The organism is Serratia sp. X3 (assembly GCF_014982455.1).
Taxonomy (GTDB): domain Bacteria; phylum Pseudomonadota; class Gammaproteobacteria; order Enterobacterales; family Enterobacteriaceae; genus Serratia; species Serratia ureilytica.
Genome location: NZ_JADCNB010000001.1, coordinates 1,749,893 through 1,764,859, shown reverse-complemented (window position 1 = coordinate 1,764,859; position 14,967 = coordinate 1,749,893). Strand labels below are relative to the sequence as shown.

Genomic DNA, 14,967 nt, shown 5'->3' with positions numbered 1-14,967 from the left:
GCGGGCGTCAGAAAGTGGACAGGTGGCGGCGCACGATCTCTTTGCCGATCTCCAGCGAGGCGGTCGCCGCCGGAGAGGGAGCATTGCACACGTGCAGCGAGCGTTTTCCCTGCACGAAGTGGAAATCGTCCACCAGCTTGCCGTCGGCGGTCAACGCCTGGGCGCGCACCCCGGCCGGCCCGGGCCGGATATCCTGCTCCTGCAGCGCCGGGATCAGCCGGCGGGCGTTGTCGGCGAAACGGCGGCGCGACAGCGAACGGCGCATTTCCGCCAGCCCTTCGCCGAGGTAGTTGCCGGCGATTTTCCAAAAGCCGCGATAGCCGAGCACCTCGCTCAGATCGCGCAGGCTGAAGTCGCATTTGCGGTAGCCTTCGCGTTTGAAGGCCAGCACCGCATTGGGGCCGACGTCGCGCTTGCCGTTGTACATGCGGGTGAAATGCACGCCGAGGAACGGGAAGTCCGGGTTGGGCACCGGATAGATAAGATGGTTGACCAGGTGGTTTTTCGCCTCGTCCAGCACATAGTATTCGCCGCGGAACGGCACGATCTTCATGCCGGTTTCGTAACCGGCCAGTTTGGCGATGCGATCGCTGAACAGCCCCGCGCAGTTGACCAGCACCCGCCCTTCGAAGGTGTCGCCGGCGGCGGTGACAGTGACGCCGCCGGCGTGCTCGCGAATGGCCTCGGCCTGATGGCCGTAAGCGATTTCGCCGCCGCGCCGCACAATGATCTCCGCCAGCTTGGCGGCCACCTCCGCGTAGTTGACGATACCGGCGTCGGGCACCAGCAATGCCTCGAGGCCGTTGACGTGCGGTTCACGCTCCCGCAGTTGCGCCTGCGACAGCCGGGTGACCTGCAGGCCGTTTTGCAGGCCGCGCTGATAGATATTCTCCAGCCGCTCCAGCTCGTTCAGTTGGGTGGCGACGATCACCTTGCCGCACTGGTCGTGATACAGGTCGTGTTCGCGGCAAAAGGCGAACATGCTGCGGTTGCCCTGTTTTGCCAACTGCGCTTTCAGGCTGCCGGGCGCGTAGTAAATGCCGGAGTGCACCACGTTGCTGTTGTGGCCGCTTTGGTGCGCCGCCGGGCCGCGCTCTTTTTCCAACACCAGAATGCGCCGCTGCGGATCCGCCTCCTGCAGCGCATTCACCACGCCAAGCCCCACCAGGCCGGCGCCGATCACGATCGCGTCGTACATCACGGCTTTTGCTCCTCGTTTTCCAGGCGGCGTAATTTGCCGCGCACGTTGTTCAAATGATTTTGCATGGCGGCGGTGGCCGCCGCCGCATCGCCGTCGCGAATGGCGATAAACACTCGTTCATGCTCGTCGATCACCCGCTGGCGCTCGGCCTGACGCCCCAGATTTTTTCTGAGCGAGTACACCAGCACCCCCAGGTACAGCTCGTGCATGTTATCGAGGATCTGCACGAAAAATGGGTTATGCGAAGCCTGCATGATGGCGCGGTGAAACAGGTAGTCCTGCCGATAGCCGATCTGGCCGTCGTTCAGCGTGCAGTCACGAAAGGCGAGGTGCGCCTGTTCGATCGCCTGCAATTCCTGTTCGGTGCGGCGCTCGGCGGCCATGCGCGCCGCCTGTTGCTCCATGACTTCGCGCATTTCCAACAGCGCCTCCACCTCACGGCGGTCGGCGATTTCCATCACCAGCGGCTCGTATTTGCTCAGCAGCGAATGCTGTTCCACCCGATGACCGCCGCCCTGGCGTGAGGAGATGATGCCGCTGACCTCCAGCACGCCGAGCGCCTCGCGCACCGGCACCCGGCTGACGCCGAACGCGTCCGCCAACACATTTTCCGATGGCAGCTTCTCGCCGATCGGAAAGGTGCCGTCGCTGATGCCGGCTTTCAGCTGCGCCAGCACTTGATGAGAGGCTTTCTGGCGCGTGACCTTGCGGATCATGACGCGCCACCCGGCAGCGCGGCTCGCTGCTTATAGCGCAGCAGGTGCATGGCGGCGGCGCCGGCGATCAGGGTCGCGCCGCCCAGATCGGTCATCAGGCCCGGTTTGATCAGCAAAATCGCCGCCGCGGTAAACAGCACTCGCTCCAGCCAATGGGTTTTCATCAGCCAGAAATTGGCGCTGGCGATCGACAGCGCGTAGATCCCCACCAGCGCGCTGATCACCATATGCAGCACCGACAGCGGATTGAGATCGTCCCCCTGCATCAGCAGCATCGGGTTGTAGACCAGAATGAACGGAATGATAAAGCCCGGCAGCGCCAGACGCACCGCATCCCACGAGGTTTGCATCGGATCGGCGCGGGCGATGCTGGCGGCGGTGTAGCTGGCCAGCGCCACCGGCGGCGTGATGTTGGACAGTGCGCCGAACCAGAACACGAAGAAGTGCGCCGCCAGCGGCAGCACGCCGGCCTTGATCAGGATTGGCGACACGGTGACCGCCACCACGATGTAGAGCGCGGTGGAAGGCAGCCCCATGCTGAGCACGATGCACACCAGCATCACCACCAGCAGGATCATCCACAGGGTGTTGTCGGTCATGGCGACGATGTTGAACGCCAGCGTCGAGCCGATGCCGGTCATGGTCACCACGCAGATGATCACGCCGATGGCGGCGCAGGCGATGGTGACCTGAATCGAGCCGCGCGCCGCGTCGTTCAGGGCCAATGCGATTTTTTTCGGCGTCATGCGCACCGAGCTGTCGGGGGTGAGCCAGCTGGCGACGATAATCGAAATGATGCCGAGAAAGCCGGCGTAGATCGGCGTTTTGCCCAGCAGCAGCGTGCCGATGACGATGACGAGCGGCAGCAGCAACAGCCCGCGCGCCTTCAGCACCGCGCGCACCTGGGGAATGTTCTCTTTGCTGATGCCCTTCAGGCCCTGTTTCTTGGCTTCCAGATCGATGGCCATGATCAGTGCGGCGTAATAGAGCAGCGCCGGCACGATGGCGGCGATGACGATGGTGGTGTATGAGATGCCGAGGAAGCCGGCCATGATAAATGCCGCCGCGCCCATGATGGGGGGCATGATCATGCCGCCGGTGGAGGCGGTGGCCTCAACGGCGCCGGCGAAGCGAGGCGACAGGCCGATGCTTTTCATCAGCGGAATGGTGAAGGTGCCGGTGGTGGCGACGTTGGCCACCGCGCTGCCGCTCAACGAGCCGGTGAGCGCCGACGAGATCACCGCCACCTGGGCCGGGCCGCCGCGGCGGCGTCCGGCAGCGGCCAGCGCCAGATCGTTGAACAGCGCGGTCGCGCCGCTGACGCTGAGAAAGGCGCCGAACAGAATAAACACCACGATGGCGGTGGAGGCGGTGGACAGGGTGATGCCGAAAATCCCTTCGCTGGTCATAAACAGCCGGTACAGCAGGCGCTCCACCGAGAAACCGCCGTGGCCGAAAATGCCCATGAAATACTGGCCGAACAGCGCATAAACGATGGCGAAAGTCGCCAGGCCGGGAATGAAATAGCCGGTGGTGCGGCGCGCGGCTTCAAACAGGACGCCGATGCCGATCGCCGCCATGACGTAATCGGTGGTGTTGGGCATGCTCTTGCGCACCACGTGCAGATCGACATAGTTAACGTAGAAATAGCCGTAGCTGACCAGCGTCAGGATGATGAACAGATAGTCCCAACGATTGAAGCTGCGGGTGGCGTGGCGAGCTGAAAACGGGAACAGGATAAAGCCCAGGATCAGAATGCCGCTCAGGAAGGTGGTGTTGCGATAGAACTCTTGAGTGTTGGACAGCGCATTGGCGTAGATGGCGTAGGCGGAAATGGCGATCGCCAGGACGGTCGCCAGCTGCAGATAGACGCCGCTCAGCGGCCGGCTGCCGGCGCCGGCTTCCTTGTCCAGATCGGCGGCGGGCTGCGGTGAAGAAGAGTGAGTGCTCATACGACCTCCTGGATTATGGGTTGGCGGCCAGCGCGGCGGCTTCCGGTGGGATCAGATAATCGGGTATCTCGACGCCGGCTTCGCGATAGTAGCGATAGGCGCCGAGGTGCAGCGGCACCGAAACGCCTTTCAGCGCGTTTTCCAGCGAGATGTATTTGGCCGAGCTGTGCACCTGGTGCACTTCCGGCAGGTTCTCGAACATCGTTTTGGTCAGGTCGTACACCAGCTTTTCGTCGAGCCGGCTGAGGGCCACCAGAATGTTGGGCTGCGCGATGGTGGCGACCGCTTTGGGCTGGCGCGGGTAGGTATCCGCTTTGATGTCGAACCGAAACCAGGAGTTGGCGATGGCGTTGATGCTGGCCAACTGCTCGTCGGTGACTTCCAGGAGGCGCGCTGGCACGCCGCTCGCGTACATGTCGGTGACGGCGGCCGCCGGCACCCCGGCGGGCAGGGCGCCGCCGTCCAGGCGCCCGTCGCGCATTGCGGACACCGTATCGCCGTAGCCGAGGTATTCCGCCGACAGCGATTTTTTGCTCAGCTTGACGCCCTGCAGGATGATCATCGTCGACTGCTCGGTGCCGCTGGCCTGCGGCCCGACGGAAAAGCGCGTGCCGGCAATATCGTTCAGCGTGCCGTCTTTCACCCGGCTTTCCAGCATCACGAAGTGTTCGACGTTGGGCCACAGCATGGAGATGGATCGCAGCTCGCCGTCGGCGCGGCCGTTGAAGTTGCGCACGCCCTGATAGGCTTCAACGGCGATCAGGCTCTGTAAAATCGCCAGCTGCGCCTCGTCTTTTTGCAGCAGGTCGATATTCTCGATCGAACCGGCGGAGGACTGACCGGTCACCTGGATCCCCTGATGTTTCAGCCGGTTGCTCCAGACGTTGGCCAGCCCGACGCCCATCGGGTAGTAGGTGCCGCCGGTGGAGGCGGTGGCGACGGAGAGAAAGGTTTTATCGGCGTTTTCCGCTTTACCGGCGATGGCCAGCAACGCGGCGCCGACCACGGCACAGGTAACAAGTAACGTTTTGATTTTTCTATTTTTCATTATTTTCCCCAGCGGTTTTTTGAAACAAATAGAAAACATTTACGCAAACTTGTATACAACATGGCAGCTTTATTCACCTAAAGCGCAGTGTTTGATTTGTGATCTGGGTGGGTGAAAAGTGAACGGCGCGGCGGAGGGGAAATGCAAAACCCGTGGCCTGGCGCCACGGGCATACGGGAGAGGGTTACCAGCCTTTGACGGCGTCGCCCTTGTAGATTTCGGCGGCGCTGGCCGCCACTTCGTCGGTCTGATAGGCCTTGACCAGATCCTTCACTTTCTCGCTGTCTTTGTTGTCGATGCGGCTAGCGAAGATGTTGACGTAAGGCGAGTTTTTGTCCTCGACAAACAGCCCGTCCTTGGCCGGCGACAGACCGATCTGGCTGGAGTAGTTGGTGTTGATGATCGCCAGCGTCACCTGCTGGTCGTCCAGCGCGCGCGGCAGCTGCGGCGCTTCAATCTCGACGATTTTCAGCTTTTTCGGGTTGCTGACGATGTCCAGCGCGGTCGGCAGCAGGCCGACGCCGTCTTTCAGAGCAATCAGCCCCTGTTTTTGCAACAGCAGCAGCGAGCGGCCCAGGTTGGTTGGATCGTTCGGCACCGCCACCTGCGCGCCGTCCGGCAGTTGGCTGAGCGCGGTGATTTTCTTCGAATAGCCGGCGATCGGGTAGACGAAGGTGTTGCCTACCGCCGCCAGCTTGTAGCCGCGCTCCTGCATCTGTTTGTCCAGATAGGGTTTGTGTTGGAAGGCGTTGACGTTCAGATCGCCGTTGTTCAGCGCTTCGTTCGGCAGCACGTAATCGTTGAAGGTCACCACTTCCACGTCCAGATCGTATTTCTGCTTGGCCACTTTCTGCACCACCGCCCACAGCGACTGATCGATGCCGGCGCTGATGCCGACCTTGATGTGGTGATCGTCCTGTGCGGTCGGGCCGCAGGCGGTCAGCAACAGCGTGCCGGCGGCGGCCAGCGCCAGCGTGAGGTTTTTCAGCGTAAATGTCATTTTCCCAGGGTCCTTGTCAACATTGCCTGCTAATTTAGGCGGGCAGAATAGTGGCAGTGACTGTAGGTAATCGCTGAGCTAAAACAAAATACTGATTCAATATGACTAATAGCGATTGGCTATGAGTAGCCGCCGCCCGGCGCGATGCGGATTGCTTTGACGGCGAATCGGCGGGCTTATTATGATAGCCGCTGGCCCGCGAGGGCAGACTGGGTACTGAAACGAAGGAAAAGACAATGCGATTGAACACTTGGAGCAAGGCGCTGCTGCCGCTGGTGGTGTTGGCCTGCGTCTCGGCGACTCAGGTTCGGGCGGCGGAGAGCGATACCGGACCGATCCCTAAACAGCTGCTGGGCAACTGGCGCGTCAGCAAAATCGTGCCGACCCAAACCACCGGCTGCTGGGATCAGCAGCAGGCGCAGAGCCTGATTGGCGGCAAGATCAGCTATAAAGCGGATGCGTTCAGCTGGAACGGCACGGCGCTGAAAAGCGAGGGGGCTACCGTCAGCACCGTAGAGGCGCAGGAGTTTGTTGAGGACAACGCCGGCAGCAGTTCCTACATCGATTTCCCGATGCTGGGCATCAGCACGCCGTCGGTCGAGCGTGTGACCATTCAGCATGCCGATACCGCCATCAAAGGCATCACCGATCAAGGCACCGAAGGGGTGCCCGGCGACAACGTGCTGGTGAAAAATGCCAACACGCTGATCCTGTCGTTGTGCAACGTCTGGTTTGAGGTGCAGCGCGAGAAGTAATTTCTGCCTTCAGCCCCGGCAACGGGGCTTTCCCACCGCATCACCACCCGCCACGAGCGCCATTTCTGAACTAAAATTAACCATAACGATATGACCCCGGCGTGATATCGGAGCCTCGGCTCTACCGAGTCCATGACAGGAGGCGCTATGTGTTACCACCATATTGTCATCGCCACCGATCTGAGCGATGACGGCAAACGGCTGGTCGAAAAGGGGGCGCTGCTGGCGGAAGCGCTGAAGGCCAAACTCTCGCTGATCTATGTGGACGTTCACTACGACACCTACCACGCGGCGATCGGCTTTTCGGAGCGCAGCTATGACGGCGTACCGTTCGAAGAGAAGATCCGCAAAGAGCTGGAGCCCACCACGCAAAACGTCAATTACCCGATCGCGGAAGTGATTATCGGGCGCGGCGGCTTCGTTGACGAACTGCGCACGGCGGTCGTGGACAAGAACATCGATCTGCTGGTGTTCGGCCATCACCACGATCTGTGGAGCAACCTGTTTTCCTCCACCCGCAACGCCATCAACCAGCTGAATATCGACGTGCTGGTGATCCCGATCCGTTCATAAGCGCGATCATGCCTCGTCCATTCACTCCGCGCTGCGGCGCGGAGTTTCTTTTGCAGCAAAAAATGCCTTGCTCGGTTGCATGATACATAAGTGAATACTAATGTGTTTATATGAACGAAAATGACATCTTCAAGGCGCTGGCCGATCCGACCCGCCGCCGCATCTTCGACAAACTCGCCGCCGGCAGCATGAACGCCAGCGCGCTGCGCGAAGGGCTGACCATCAGCCAGTCGGCGATGTCGCAACACCTGGCGGTGCTGCGCAATGCCGGACTGGTGCGCGAGGCGAAACAGGGGCGCTGCGTCAATTACCAGGTCGACTCGGACGGGCTGGCGCAGATCGCGCAGTGGCTGGCGAAGTACCGCGCTTATTGGCCGGCGCGCATCGACGCGCTGCAAACCTTGCTGAAGGACATGGATCAATGAACAAACAGGCCGAGCTGCCGCCGCAGGAACGGCTGGTGTTGGAATACTCGCTTGATGCGCCGCCGGAAAAAGTGTGGCGAGCGCTCAGCGTGCCCGAATTGCGCGAGCAGTGGCTGCCGACGGGAGATCTGGCGCAGGCCGAGCCGCTGACCGCCACGCCGGGCGAGGCGGTGAGCTATCGCCTGCGCGACGACCAACCGCCGTTTCTCGAAAGCGTCGTCACCCTGCAGATCGTGCCGGACGCCGGCGGCGGCAGCCTGCTGCGGATTATCCACCAGCTCGACGCCGCCAACGATGGCCCGACGACGGTAATGCGCGCCGCCTGACGCGTTAAACACCTTTCTCTTTGTTGCCAATCCAGGAGTTCACCGATGCGTGAGAAGATGATGCTCGTCCCGATGGTGGTGGAGCAGACCAGCCGGGGAGAACGTTCCTTTGACATTTACTCGCGCCTGCTGCGCGATCGGATCGTGTTCCTCAACGGCGAAGTCAACGACGACGTGGCCGAAATGCTGTGCGCCCAGCTGCTGTTTCTGGAGGCGGAAAACCCGGAAAAACCGATCCACTTGTACATCAACTCGCCGGGTGGGGCGATCACCAGCGGGCTGGCGATTTACGACACCATGCAGTACATCCGCGCGCCGGTGCATACGCTGTGCATGGGCACCGCGCGCTCGATGGGCTCGTTCCTGCTGATGGCCGGTGAGCCGGGGCAGCGTATGGCGCTGCCTAACGCCAGCCTGCACGTGCACCAGCCGTTGGGCGGCTTTCAGGGGCAGGCGTCCGATATCCTGATCCACGCCGAAGAGATGAAGCGCACCAAAGATCGGGTGATCCGGCTGTACGCCCAACATTGCGGCCTGAGCGATGAAGCGGTGGAGCGGGCATTGGATCGCGATCGCTTTATGACCGCCGACGAAGCGGCGGCCTGGGGGCTGATCGATCGGGTATTGCGGGCCCGGTAAAGGGCTCAGGAGTGCGTGGCGGATTGTTGCGTTTGCCAAACGTGTTCAAGCCCGAATTCGACCATCGCGAAATAGAGACTGAAATAGCGCTCCGCCATGATGAAAAACGAACTGTTGAGTTCGATTACCACATTATTGGTGGTGGTCAGCAGGCCGGATTTTTCTGCCGCCTGCAGAATGCGGTTCACGTGAGCGCGAGAGACGGAACACGACTTGGCGATTTTCGCCGAGGAGAGCAGCAGAAAGGGGGAGTCCTGTCGGATGCTTTCGATAAACAGCATCAACAACACCATGTGGCCGGCGTCTTTGCTGATAAACAGTGCGGATTGCGGCACCAGATCGATCAGGTAGATCTCCTTGAGCATCAGCTGCCCGTAGGCGGCGAAAAAGGCCGGCAGAAAGTCGGGCGCTGCCAGCAGCGCCGCGATGGGCATCTGCGGCGCCAGCGCCTGATAAGGCCGCGCCATTGAGGCGATCAGCGCCTGGGTTTCCGCCAGCGCGTGCGGCGTAGGCTTATAGCTCAACTGGCGTTTGTCATGTTCGCAGGGTTTGACCTCCAGCCGGCGCCCGACCCGTAAAAAGAACAGAAAGGAATCCAGGGAGTTCTCGCTGATCATATTCTTCCCTTTGAAAAAGGCTTTGATGTCTTTCAGCGCGGCGGCGGGCTGGTGGTAATAAATGGACAGGATGGTGGAGCAGATGATGAACCGGCTGTTCCTGAAAATGATTTTGTAAAACAGCGGATGCTTCTTGTAGGTCTCCCTCAATAATTCCCCGTGTTTGACGATGGCGGTGTGAAACGCCGCTGACTGCCTGATGTTGTTGGCCTGTTTCTCCAGATGAAACTGTAGCTGGAATCTGCTTAGACTCATTTTCCCTATTTCCTGTACTTAAAAAAATGCGCTGCTTTTTATCGTTATGGGTTTGCTGTGTATGGCTTGACGATCTGCTGGCCCTGGTCGTTGATGAGGGTGGCCCGAACGGTGGCCCGAGAGGGGAGCGCGGATGCCGAAACGCCGTCGAGGTGATAATCCCGCGAGCTGAATGGCGCGGTCATCATGTCGCTTTCTTGCCGCACCGGGTAATCGCGCCTGTCGGCGTGCACGGCGATGCGCGCGAACGAGAGATAAAACGCCGATCGGTTTTGACAGCGCAGCAGATAACCGTCCGGCGATTTTTGCAGCGTGAATGAGACGGCCTCGGCCGCGTTTTCGGCTTTCCCCTTCAGCGCCCTGGGCCGGTAGAAGATTTTCATCTGGGTGTTCATCGCCAGCGTCACGCGCGACGCCAGCGGCGGCGTGGTCGGCCGGGTGGGCGGGATCTCATACAGGTTAAGCCAGAACACCGACTCTCTGTCGGCGGGCAGGTTCGCGCCGGCAAACAGGATCCGCAGCCCTTTCAGCGCCGAAGGTTGCAGGGCGAACACGCTGGGCAGGGCGACAAACGGCGCGCGGGACAGTTCGGGGGCTGCGTTGACGTCACCGTTATCGACCCAGGTTTGCGCCACGATCGGGTAGCCGTTGGTGTTGAGCAGCATCAGGGTTTTTTCCGTCTCGCCCTCGTGAAAGATCACCCGCGTGGCGGAGGCGATGATGCCCGCCTGCGCGCCGATGGAGGCCAGCGCCATCAGCAGGGCGCATCCCATAATCAGGTATTTCTTTCTCATCATTGCACCTTAACCCAGACGTAGGCTCTGGCGTCCACCTTGCCGGCGGTGACGGTTTGGCCAGGCAGCCGGGCGAGCGTGGCGGTGAGCTGGGTGGTGTAGTGGGTAAACCCCGCTGCAGTGCTGCCGCCGCCGCTGGCGCCGTTGAGCACCGGATACCAGCCGGCGTCGCTGCCCTGCGGGCATTGCCCGGCGCTGCAGCGCGCCCAGCCGACAAAGTTCATCGGCGCGCCGTTGCCGGCGTTGGCGAGCGCGATGCCCACGCCGGTGGCGACGCTGCTGTCGGTGCCGTAGCCGCTGGAGAGCAGGTAACTTACGCCGCCGTTGGCGCTGACCAACCCGAGCCGCTGCGCCGCGACATAGCTTTCATACGGCACCTGCAGGCCTAGAGCGGTATTGTTGCTGCTGACGCCGGACACGGCGGCGTTGTCGCATTCGATATTGAGGGTGAACTGCGCCTGCGAGGTTTGCCCGGCGGTCAGTTGGCTGACGGAGAGGGTCGGCAGGATCACCAGCGGCGTGACGTTGCGCGCCACGCAGGTGGCGGTATAGGTCAGCGAAGAGATCGGTGCAGTGCCCATGCCCATCGCGTTCCAGCGCCCGGTGCCCCAGGTGGCGTAGTTGGTGGCGGAGTCGCTGCCGATAGGATCCGAGGCGATGCCGGGCCCCTGAAAGGTGACATAGCCGTTCGGCTGCGTGCAGGTATAGTTCGAATTGCCGGTGGTCGACGCCATGCCCACCAGCGGGTTGCCGGCGCTGTAGCCGCAGTAGTTGCTGGCGCCCGCGCCCGGCAGCGAGCTGATGCGGATCAGATCGGCGCGGATGGCGCTGAAGTCTTTCACCCGGATCTGGATTTTGTTGCCGACGGTGGCGTAGCGGGTAATCGGCGCCGACTGCCAGTAACGGGTAAAAACCTTGCCGGAATCCAGATGGGTCAAACGAATGCCGACGTAAGGGAAGTAGGTGGCGTAATAGTTGGGGTTGCCGTCCCTGGCGCCCAGATCGTAATAGCCGCCGACGCGATCGTCGCCGTTGGTGGCGAAGACTTCATAGATCTGTCCGACATCGCCGGCATCGCATTCATACAGCACTTTGTTTGGGTCGGGATAGCGGGTGCCGGAGGTCAGATCGAACACGCTGGTGCCGAGCGGCGTGCCGACGGGCTGCAGATAGGTGCTGGTCAGGTTGACCCGACCCAGCGCCGTGCCCACCCCGCAAGGATCGCAGCCGGAGTCGATCCAGGGGGCGACGCGCGTGCATTGCGCCAGCGCCGCGGGCGCGCCGAACAGCGACAGGGCGAACAGCGCCGGGGCGGCGACCAAATAAGAAATGCGTTTCATCGTCTCTCCTGAGATAAGTTAAACGGGCTAGCGGCACGGGGCGCTGAGCCGCTGAATCGGGCTGTCTTCCGCGGCGGGCAGGCGATAATGCAGCGTGCACTGCTGGCCGGGCGCGTCGCCCCAGTTCAGCGTCAGCGTGCCGGCATTCCGGTCGCTGCGCAGATACACCTGATTGGCTTGGCCAACCATGCCTACGCTGTTACCCGCTTTGTCCAACACGTTGGCGCCCATCGGGATCGGCGCGTTGTCGGGACGCTGTGCGGTAATCAGCAGCGCCTGGCCGCGCACGGTGTTGAAGCGCAGGCGCACCGTGGCGCCGGCGTACGGGGCGACGCGTTGTTGGCCGTCCTCCAGTTCCGCTTTATCATTCATGCCCTCGGGGTTCAGCGCGACGGTGTTGTAGTGATAGGGCACCAGCGCCGGCGCCAGCGCATAGCCGAAGCGATCGACGCGCGCGCCTTGGCCGCCCATCACCTGCGCGCCGTTGGCGCCGGGCGCCTCTATCAGGGCGAAGGTGTCACCGACATACGGCCCTAATGTCACGCCGCCGCGGTGCGCCACCACCGCGCCCTGCAGCGACAGTGAGCCTTGTCGATACTGGCGCGCGGTGGAGAACGAGCCGGTGACGTTGGCGTAAGGCAGGCGGGTTTGCAGGTTGCCGCCCCAGATGCTTTGTTGGCGATCGTCGTCGGTGGTGAAGTTCAGGCCGTAGCTGACCGGCTGTTCGTCGCCGACGCTGCCCGATAGCGCAGCCTGATAGTTGCCCCCCTGACCCTGGCTGTGGTTGGCCAGCAGCGAGACGCTGGGGGCGGATGACGAACGCCCGAGCGGGAAGCTCAGCGACAGGGCGGTGACGGTTTGCGTGTTCTGCGCCAACGGCGCGCTGTAGACGTTATCCAACGGCCCGTAGCCGCGATAGTCGTCGTTGCTGTAGCCCAGGCTGCGGGTGCGGGTGACGGAGAGGTTAAGCGCCACGCCGTTGCCGAAGGTTTTCCCCCAGCCCAGCTGGAGCTGATTGTCGCGGCCGCGCTGATCGCGGTAGTCCTGGGTCGAGCCGGACATCGTCAGGCTGCCGAACGCGCCCATGCCCTGATTGACGGCCACCTCGAAACGCGAACGCTGGCGGTAGGAATCGGACTGCCAGCGTTGGCCGGTGACGGCGGCGCGCCGCACGCCGAGCACGTCGCTGAGATCGCGGAAGCCTTCGGTGGAATAACGGTAGCCGGCGATGGATAAGGTGGTGTCCGTCGGGCTGAAGGTTCGGCTGTAAGAGAGATGCAGCATCCAGCCTGAGGCGCCGCCGTCCGGCAGGCTGGCGTGGGAATAGGTGGTGTCCATGCCGAAGGCGCCCAGTTCGCTGCTGTACACGCCGCCCAGCATCATCGCCTGATAGCCGTCCGCCAGCTGGTTGCCGACGTTGAAGGTCAGGGCGTTGGTCAGGCCGTGTTGCCAGGTCAGTTCGCTGAACAGATCGTTATCGCCGACGTAGCGGGAACGGCCGACGATGGCGGAGTAGCGCGACTGGCCGGGGCGGATGGATTCCGGCACCGCGGCGAACGGCACGGTGAAGGTGCTGACGCTGCCGTCGGCTTCGGTCACCACCACGGTCAGATCGCCGGCGTAGTTGGTGGCGTACAGATCGTTGATGGCGAACGACCCCGGCGCCACGGTGGTTTCGTACAGCGTGCTTTTACCCTGCAGCACCGTCACGCGCGCGTTGCTTTTCGCCACGCCGCGCACCACCGGCGCATAGCCGCGCTGTGAATCCGGCAGCATGCGATCGTCCGAGCTGAGCTGAATGCCGCGAAAGCCCAGGCCAGAAAAGAAGTGCCCGTCGGTAAAGCCTTCGCCCAGCAGCATTTCGCTGCGCCAGGGCAAGATCGCGCGCTGCACGTAGCGGCGGCTGGTGTCCAGGTGGCCGCCGAATTCCCGATCGTAGCGGTAGCTGGATTGCTGGCGGTAGCGCCAGAGCCCGAGGTTGAACCCGCCGTTCAGGTTGGCGTAGGTCGAGTCGAGGTCGCGGGTTTGCCCCTGTCGGTAGCTGACGTGGTATTGGTTGAGGTTATAATTGACGAAGACCATCGATTCGCCGCCGTCCAGGCTGGCGGGATTGACGCTGCCGCGCGGCTGGCCGTTCAACAGCGCCTGCGGAATGCTCAGATCCAGGCGCAGCCGCGAGATATCGGCGTTCACCGTGATGTCCTTCAGATCCCGGCCGGGCAGCAGGCATGCCGTTTCGGCCGCCGGCGGATTTTTCAGCCCGAAGCGCGTCAGCTGTGCGCGATCGAAACAGGGCAGCACCTGCTTGCCTTCGCGCACGAAACGAATTTGATCTCGCTCGAGAAACTGGCCGTTGAGGTACAGATCGATCTGATAGCTGCCGGGGGCGACGGCGTCCTGTTGGTTGAATTGACTCAGGGCGCTGTTGCTCAGCACGCTGCCGCGCAGCAGCGCGGGATCGAAGGTGTAGCCATCGGCGGCGGCGCAGCCCAGCGGCAGCGCCAGCAGCGCGCAACACCAGCGTGCGGGAAGCGGCGTCGCCTTGCGAGCATCGAACATGAAAACCTCCCTGTCTGGTTTCAGCGCGCGACGTTCAGGGTGCGTGTGATTTCCACCCCATAGTCATTGATGACGCGCAGCGCGATCTGCCGCACCTCACCGTTCACCGGCCAGCTGGCCTGCGAAAACGGCGGGATCAGGTCCGCCTGCGGGATCAGGGTGCGTTTTGCGCCGCTGAGTATCGCGGCCTGGCTGACGTTGGCGTAGTAGCCGGTCGGGTTATCGACGCGCAGCGCGTTGCCGACCTGGCGCAGGCTGAGCTTATCGATGACATGGTTGGCGTCGCCGGCCAGCCCGGCCGGGCGATAGAACACTTTCAGGCGATTGGTGACCACCAGCAGCAGTTTGTTCTTGTCGCTGTCCGTCTGACGCACGGCGGGCACCTGCAGGAAGTTGAGGTAGAACAGCGATTCGCGATCGCGCGGCAGCGGCTGGCCGACGAACGACAGCCGCACCATCTGCCCGCTGTGCGGATTCATGCGGAAGATTTGCGGCGAGGCGACAAAAGGCGCGTCGGCGTTTTCCGGCGTGGACTTGGGGTTATTAATATCGAGCCAGATCTGCATCAGCGCCGGGGCGCCGTCGTCATTGGTGAATTGCAGCGTTTTTTCCCGCGCCTCGGCGGGGTAGATCACGCGATTGCCGAGCAGCGTGACGCTGGCCGACGCGTAGCTGGCGGCAAAACTCATCAGGCAAAACGATAGGGCGGCCCAACGGCGGGCGTAACGGGTTATCTGCTGCATAAACGTGAACCGATAAAGGGAGCG

The 14,967-nt window shown here is 62.3% G+C and carries 15 protein-coding genes; 5 read left to right on the top strand and 10 right to left on the bottom strand.

Features of this window, described 5'->3' with window-relative positions; genetic code table 11:
- Positions 1 to 7: 7 nt before the first annotated feature.
- The 5 genes from lhgO to metQ all read right to left on the bottom strand — a co-directional run bounded on the left by lhgO (position 8) and on the right by metQ (position 5,917).
- Complete coding sequence (gene lhgO / locus IMX17_RS08405; protein WP_046899301.1) at positions 8 to 1,198, bottom strand: L-2-hydroxyglutarate oxidase; 1,191 nt, start codon at positions 1,196 to 1,198, stop codon at positions 8 to 10.
- Positions 1,198 to 1,917: a FadR/GntR family transcriptional regulator gene (locus IMX17_RS08400; protein ID WP_182264645.1), complete on the bottom strand. Its 720-nt coding sequence runs from the start codon at positions 1,915 to 1,917 to the stop codon at positions 1,198 to 1,200. The genes lhgO and IMX17_RS08400 overlap by 1 nt, the downstream gene beginning before the upstream one ends.
- Positions 1,914 to 3,869 carry a TRAP transporter permease gene (locus IMX17_RS08395; RefSeq protein WP_193549601.1) on the bottom strand — a complete coding sequence of 652 codons (1,956 nt, stop codon included), beginning with the start codon at positions 3,867 to 3,869 and terminating at the stop codon, positions 1,914 to 1,916. The genes IMX17_RS08400 and IMX17_RS08395 overlap by 4 nt, the downstream gene beginning before the upstream one ends.
- 13 nt (positions 3,870 to 3,882) lie before the next feature.
- Positions 3,883 to 4,917: a TAXI family TRAP transporter solute-binding subunit gene (locus IMX17_RS08390; RefSeq protein WP_182264643.1), complete on the bottom strand. Its 1,035-nt coding sequence runs from the start codon at positions 4,915 to 4,917 to the stop codon at positions 3,883 to 3,885.
- A 184-nt stretch (positions 4,918 to 5,101) separates the two neighbouring features.
- Positions 5,102 to 5,917, bottom strand: a complete 816-nt coding sequence (gene metQ / locus IMX17_RS08385; protein WP_193549600.1) for a methionine ABC transporter substrate-binding lipoprotein MetQ — start codon at positions 5,915 to 5,917, stop codon at positions 5,102 to 5,104.
- 236 nt (positions 5,918 to 6,153) lie between these two features.
- Between metQ and IMX17_RS08380 the strand changes: the two genes are divergently transcribed.
- The 5 genes from IMX17_RS08380 (at position 6,154) to IMX17_RS08360 (ending at position 8,635) form a co-directional block, all read left to right on the top strand.
- Positions 6,154 to 6,672, top strand: a complete 519-nt coding sequence (locus IMX17_RS08380) for a hypothetical protein (RefSeq protein ID WP_046899306.1) — start codon at positions 6,154 to 6,156, stop codon at positions 6,670 to 6,672.
- A 147-nt stretch (positions 6,673 to 6,819) separates the two neighbouring features.
- On the top strand, positions 6,820 to 7,245 hold the full coding sequence (locus tag IMX17_RS08375) for a universal stress protein (RefSeq protein ID WP_046899307.1): 426 nt from the start codon (positions 6,820 to 6,822) through the stop codon (positions 7,243 to 7,245).
- 110 nt (positions 7,246 to 7,355) lie between these two features.
- Positions 7,356 to 7,670, top strand: coding sequence for a helix-turn-helix transcriptional regulator (locus tag IMX17_RS08370; RefSeq protein WP_046899308.1), 315 nt, complete (start codon positions 7,356 to 7,358; stop codon positions 7,668 to 7,670).
- Entirely contained in the window at positions 7,667 to 7,996 is a 330-nt protein-coding gene (locus IMX17_RS08365) for an SRPBCC domain-containing protein (protein ID WP_193549599.1), read from the top strand. The genes IMX17_RS08370 and IMX17_RS08365 overlap by 4 nt, the downstream gene beginning before the upstream one ends.
- 45 nt (positions 7,997 to 8,041) lie before the next feature.
- Entirely contained in the window at positions 8,042 to 8,635 is a 594-nt protein-coding gene (locus IMX17_RS08360) for an ATP-dependent Clp protease proteolytic subunit (RefSeq protein ID WP_046899310.1), read from the top strand.
- Between the two features lie 5 nt (positions 8,636 to 8,640).
- Here the strand turns inward: IMX17_RS08360 and IMX17_RS08355 are convergent, their stop codons facing one another.
- From IMX17_RS08355 to IMX17_RS08335, 5 genes are read right to left on the bottom strand one after another with little or no spacing between them, the layout of a single operon-like run.
- Positions 8,641 to 9,507, bottom strand: a complete 867-nt coding sequence (locus IMX17_RS08355) for a hypothetical protein (protein ID WP_193549598.1) — start codon at positions 9,505 to 9,507, stop codon at positions 8,641 to 8,643.
- Between the two features lie 44 nt (positions 9,508 to 9,551).
- A complete protein-coding gene (locus IMX17_RS08350; RefSeq protein ID WP_227414478.1) occupies positions 9,552 to 10,304 on the bottom strand; it encodes a molecular chaperone in 753 nt (250 codons plus the stop codon).
- Entirely contained in the window at positions 10,301 to 11,641 is a 1,341-nt protein-coding gene (locus tag IMX17_RS08345) for a fimbrial protein (RefSeq protein ID WP_047026270.1), read from the bottom strand. Before IMX17_RS08345 ends, IMX17_RS08350 begins: the two co-directional genes overlap by 4 nt.
- Positions 11,642 to 11,668: 27 nt before the next feature.
- Complete coding sequence (locus IMX17_RS08340; RefSeq protein ID WP_193549597.1) at positions 11,669 to 14,200, bottom strand: fimbria/pilus outer membrane usher protein; 2,532 nt, start codon at positions 14,198 to 14,200, stop codon at positions 11,669 to 11,671.
- Between the two features lie 20 nt (positions 14,201 to 14,220).
- Positions 14,221 to 14,943: a molecular chaperone gene (locus IMX17_RS08335; RefSeq protein WP_182264639.1), complete on the bottom strand. Its 723-nt coding sequence runs from the start codon at positions 14,941 to 14,943 to the stop codon at positions 14,221 to 14,223.
- Positions 14,944 to 14,967 lie beyond the last annotated feature (24 nt).

What these genes read in the sequence shown, in the direction of transcription:
- lhgO (WP_046899301.1), bottom strand. Translation starts at nt 1,198, where the DNA reads ATGTACGACGCGATCGTGATCGGCGCCGGCCTGGTGGGGCTTGGCGTG.
- IMX17_RS08400 (WP_182264645.1), bottom strand. Translation starts at nt 1,917, where the DNA reads ATGATCCGCAAGGTCACGCGCCAGAAAGCCTCTCATCAAGTGCTGGCG.
- IMX17_RS08395 (WP_193549601.1), bottom strand. Translation starts at nt 3,869, where the DNA reads ATGAGCACTCACTCTTCTTCACCGCAGCCCGCCGCCGATCTGGACAAG.
- IMX17_RS08390 (WP_182264643.1), bottom strand. Translation starts at nt 4,917, where the DNA reads ATGAAAAATAGAAAAATCAAAACGTTACTTGTTACCTGTGCCGTGGTC.
- metQ (WP_193549600.1), bottom strand. Translation starts at nt 5,917, where the DNA reads ATGACATTTACGCTGAAAAACCTCACGCTGGCGCTGGCCGCCGCCGGC.
- IMX17_RS08380 (WP_046899306.1), top strand. Translation starts at nt 6,154, where the DNA reads ATGCGATTGAACACTTGGAGCAAGGCGCTGCTGCCGCTGGTGGTGTTG.
- IMX17_RS08375 (WP_046899307.1), top strand. Translation starts at nt 6,820, where the DNA reads ATGTGTTACCACCATATTGTCATCGCCACCGATCTGAGCGATGACGGC.
- IMX17_RS08370 (WP_046899308.1), top strand. Translation starts at nt 7,356, where the DNA reads ATGAACGAAAATGACATCTTCAAGGCGCTGGCCGATCCGACCCGCCGC.
- IMX17_RS08365 (WP_193549599.1), top strand. Translation starts at nt 7,667, where the DNA reads ATGAACAAACAGGCCGAGCTGCCGCCGCAGGAACGGCTGGTGTTGGAA.
- IMX17_RS08360 (WP_046899310.1), top strand. Translation starts at nt 8,042, where the DNA reads ATGCGTGAGAAGATGATGCTCGTCCCGATGGTGGTGGAGCAGACCAGC.
- IMX17_RS08355 (WP_193549598.1), bottom strand. Translation starts at nt 9,507, where the DNA reads ATGAGTCTAAGCAGATTCCAGCTACAGTTTCATCTGGAGAAACAGGCC.
- IMX17_RS08350 (WP_227414478.1), bottom strand. Translation starts at nt 10,304, where the DNA reads ATGATGAGAAAGAAATACCTGATTATGGGATGCGCCCTGCTGATGGCG.
- IMX17_RS08345 (WP_047026270.1), bottom strand. Translation starts at nt 11,641, where the DNA reads ATGAAACGCATTTCTTATTTGGTCGCCGCCCCGGCGCTGTTCGCCCTG.
- IMX17_RS08340 (WP_193549597.1), bottom strand. Translation starts at nt 14,200, where the DNA reads ATGTTCGATGCTCGCAAGGCGACGCCGCTTCCCGCACGCTGGTGTTGC.
- IMX17_RS08335 (WP_182264639.1), bottom strand. Translation starts at nt 14,943, where the DNA reads ATGCAGCAGATAACCCGTTACGCCCGCCGTTGGGCCGCCCTATCGTTT.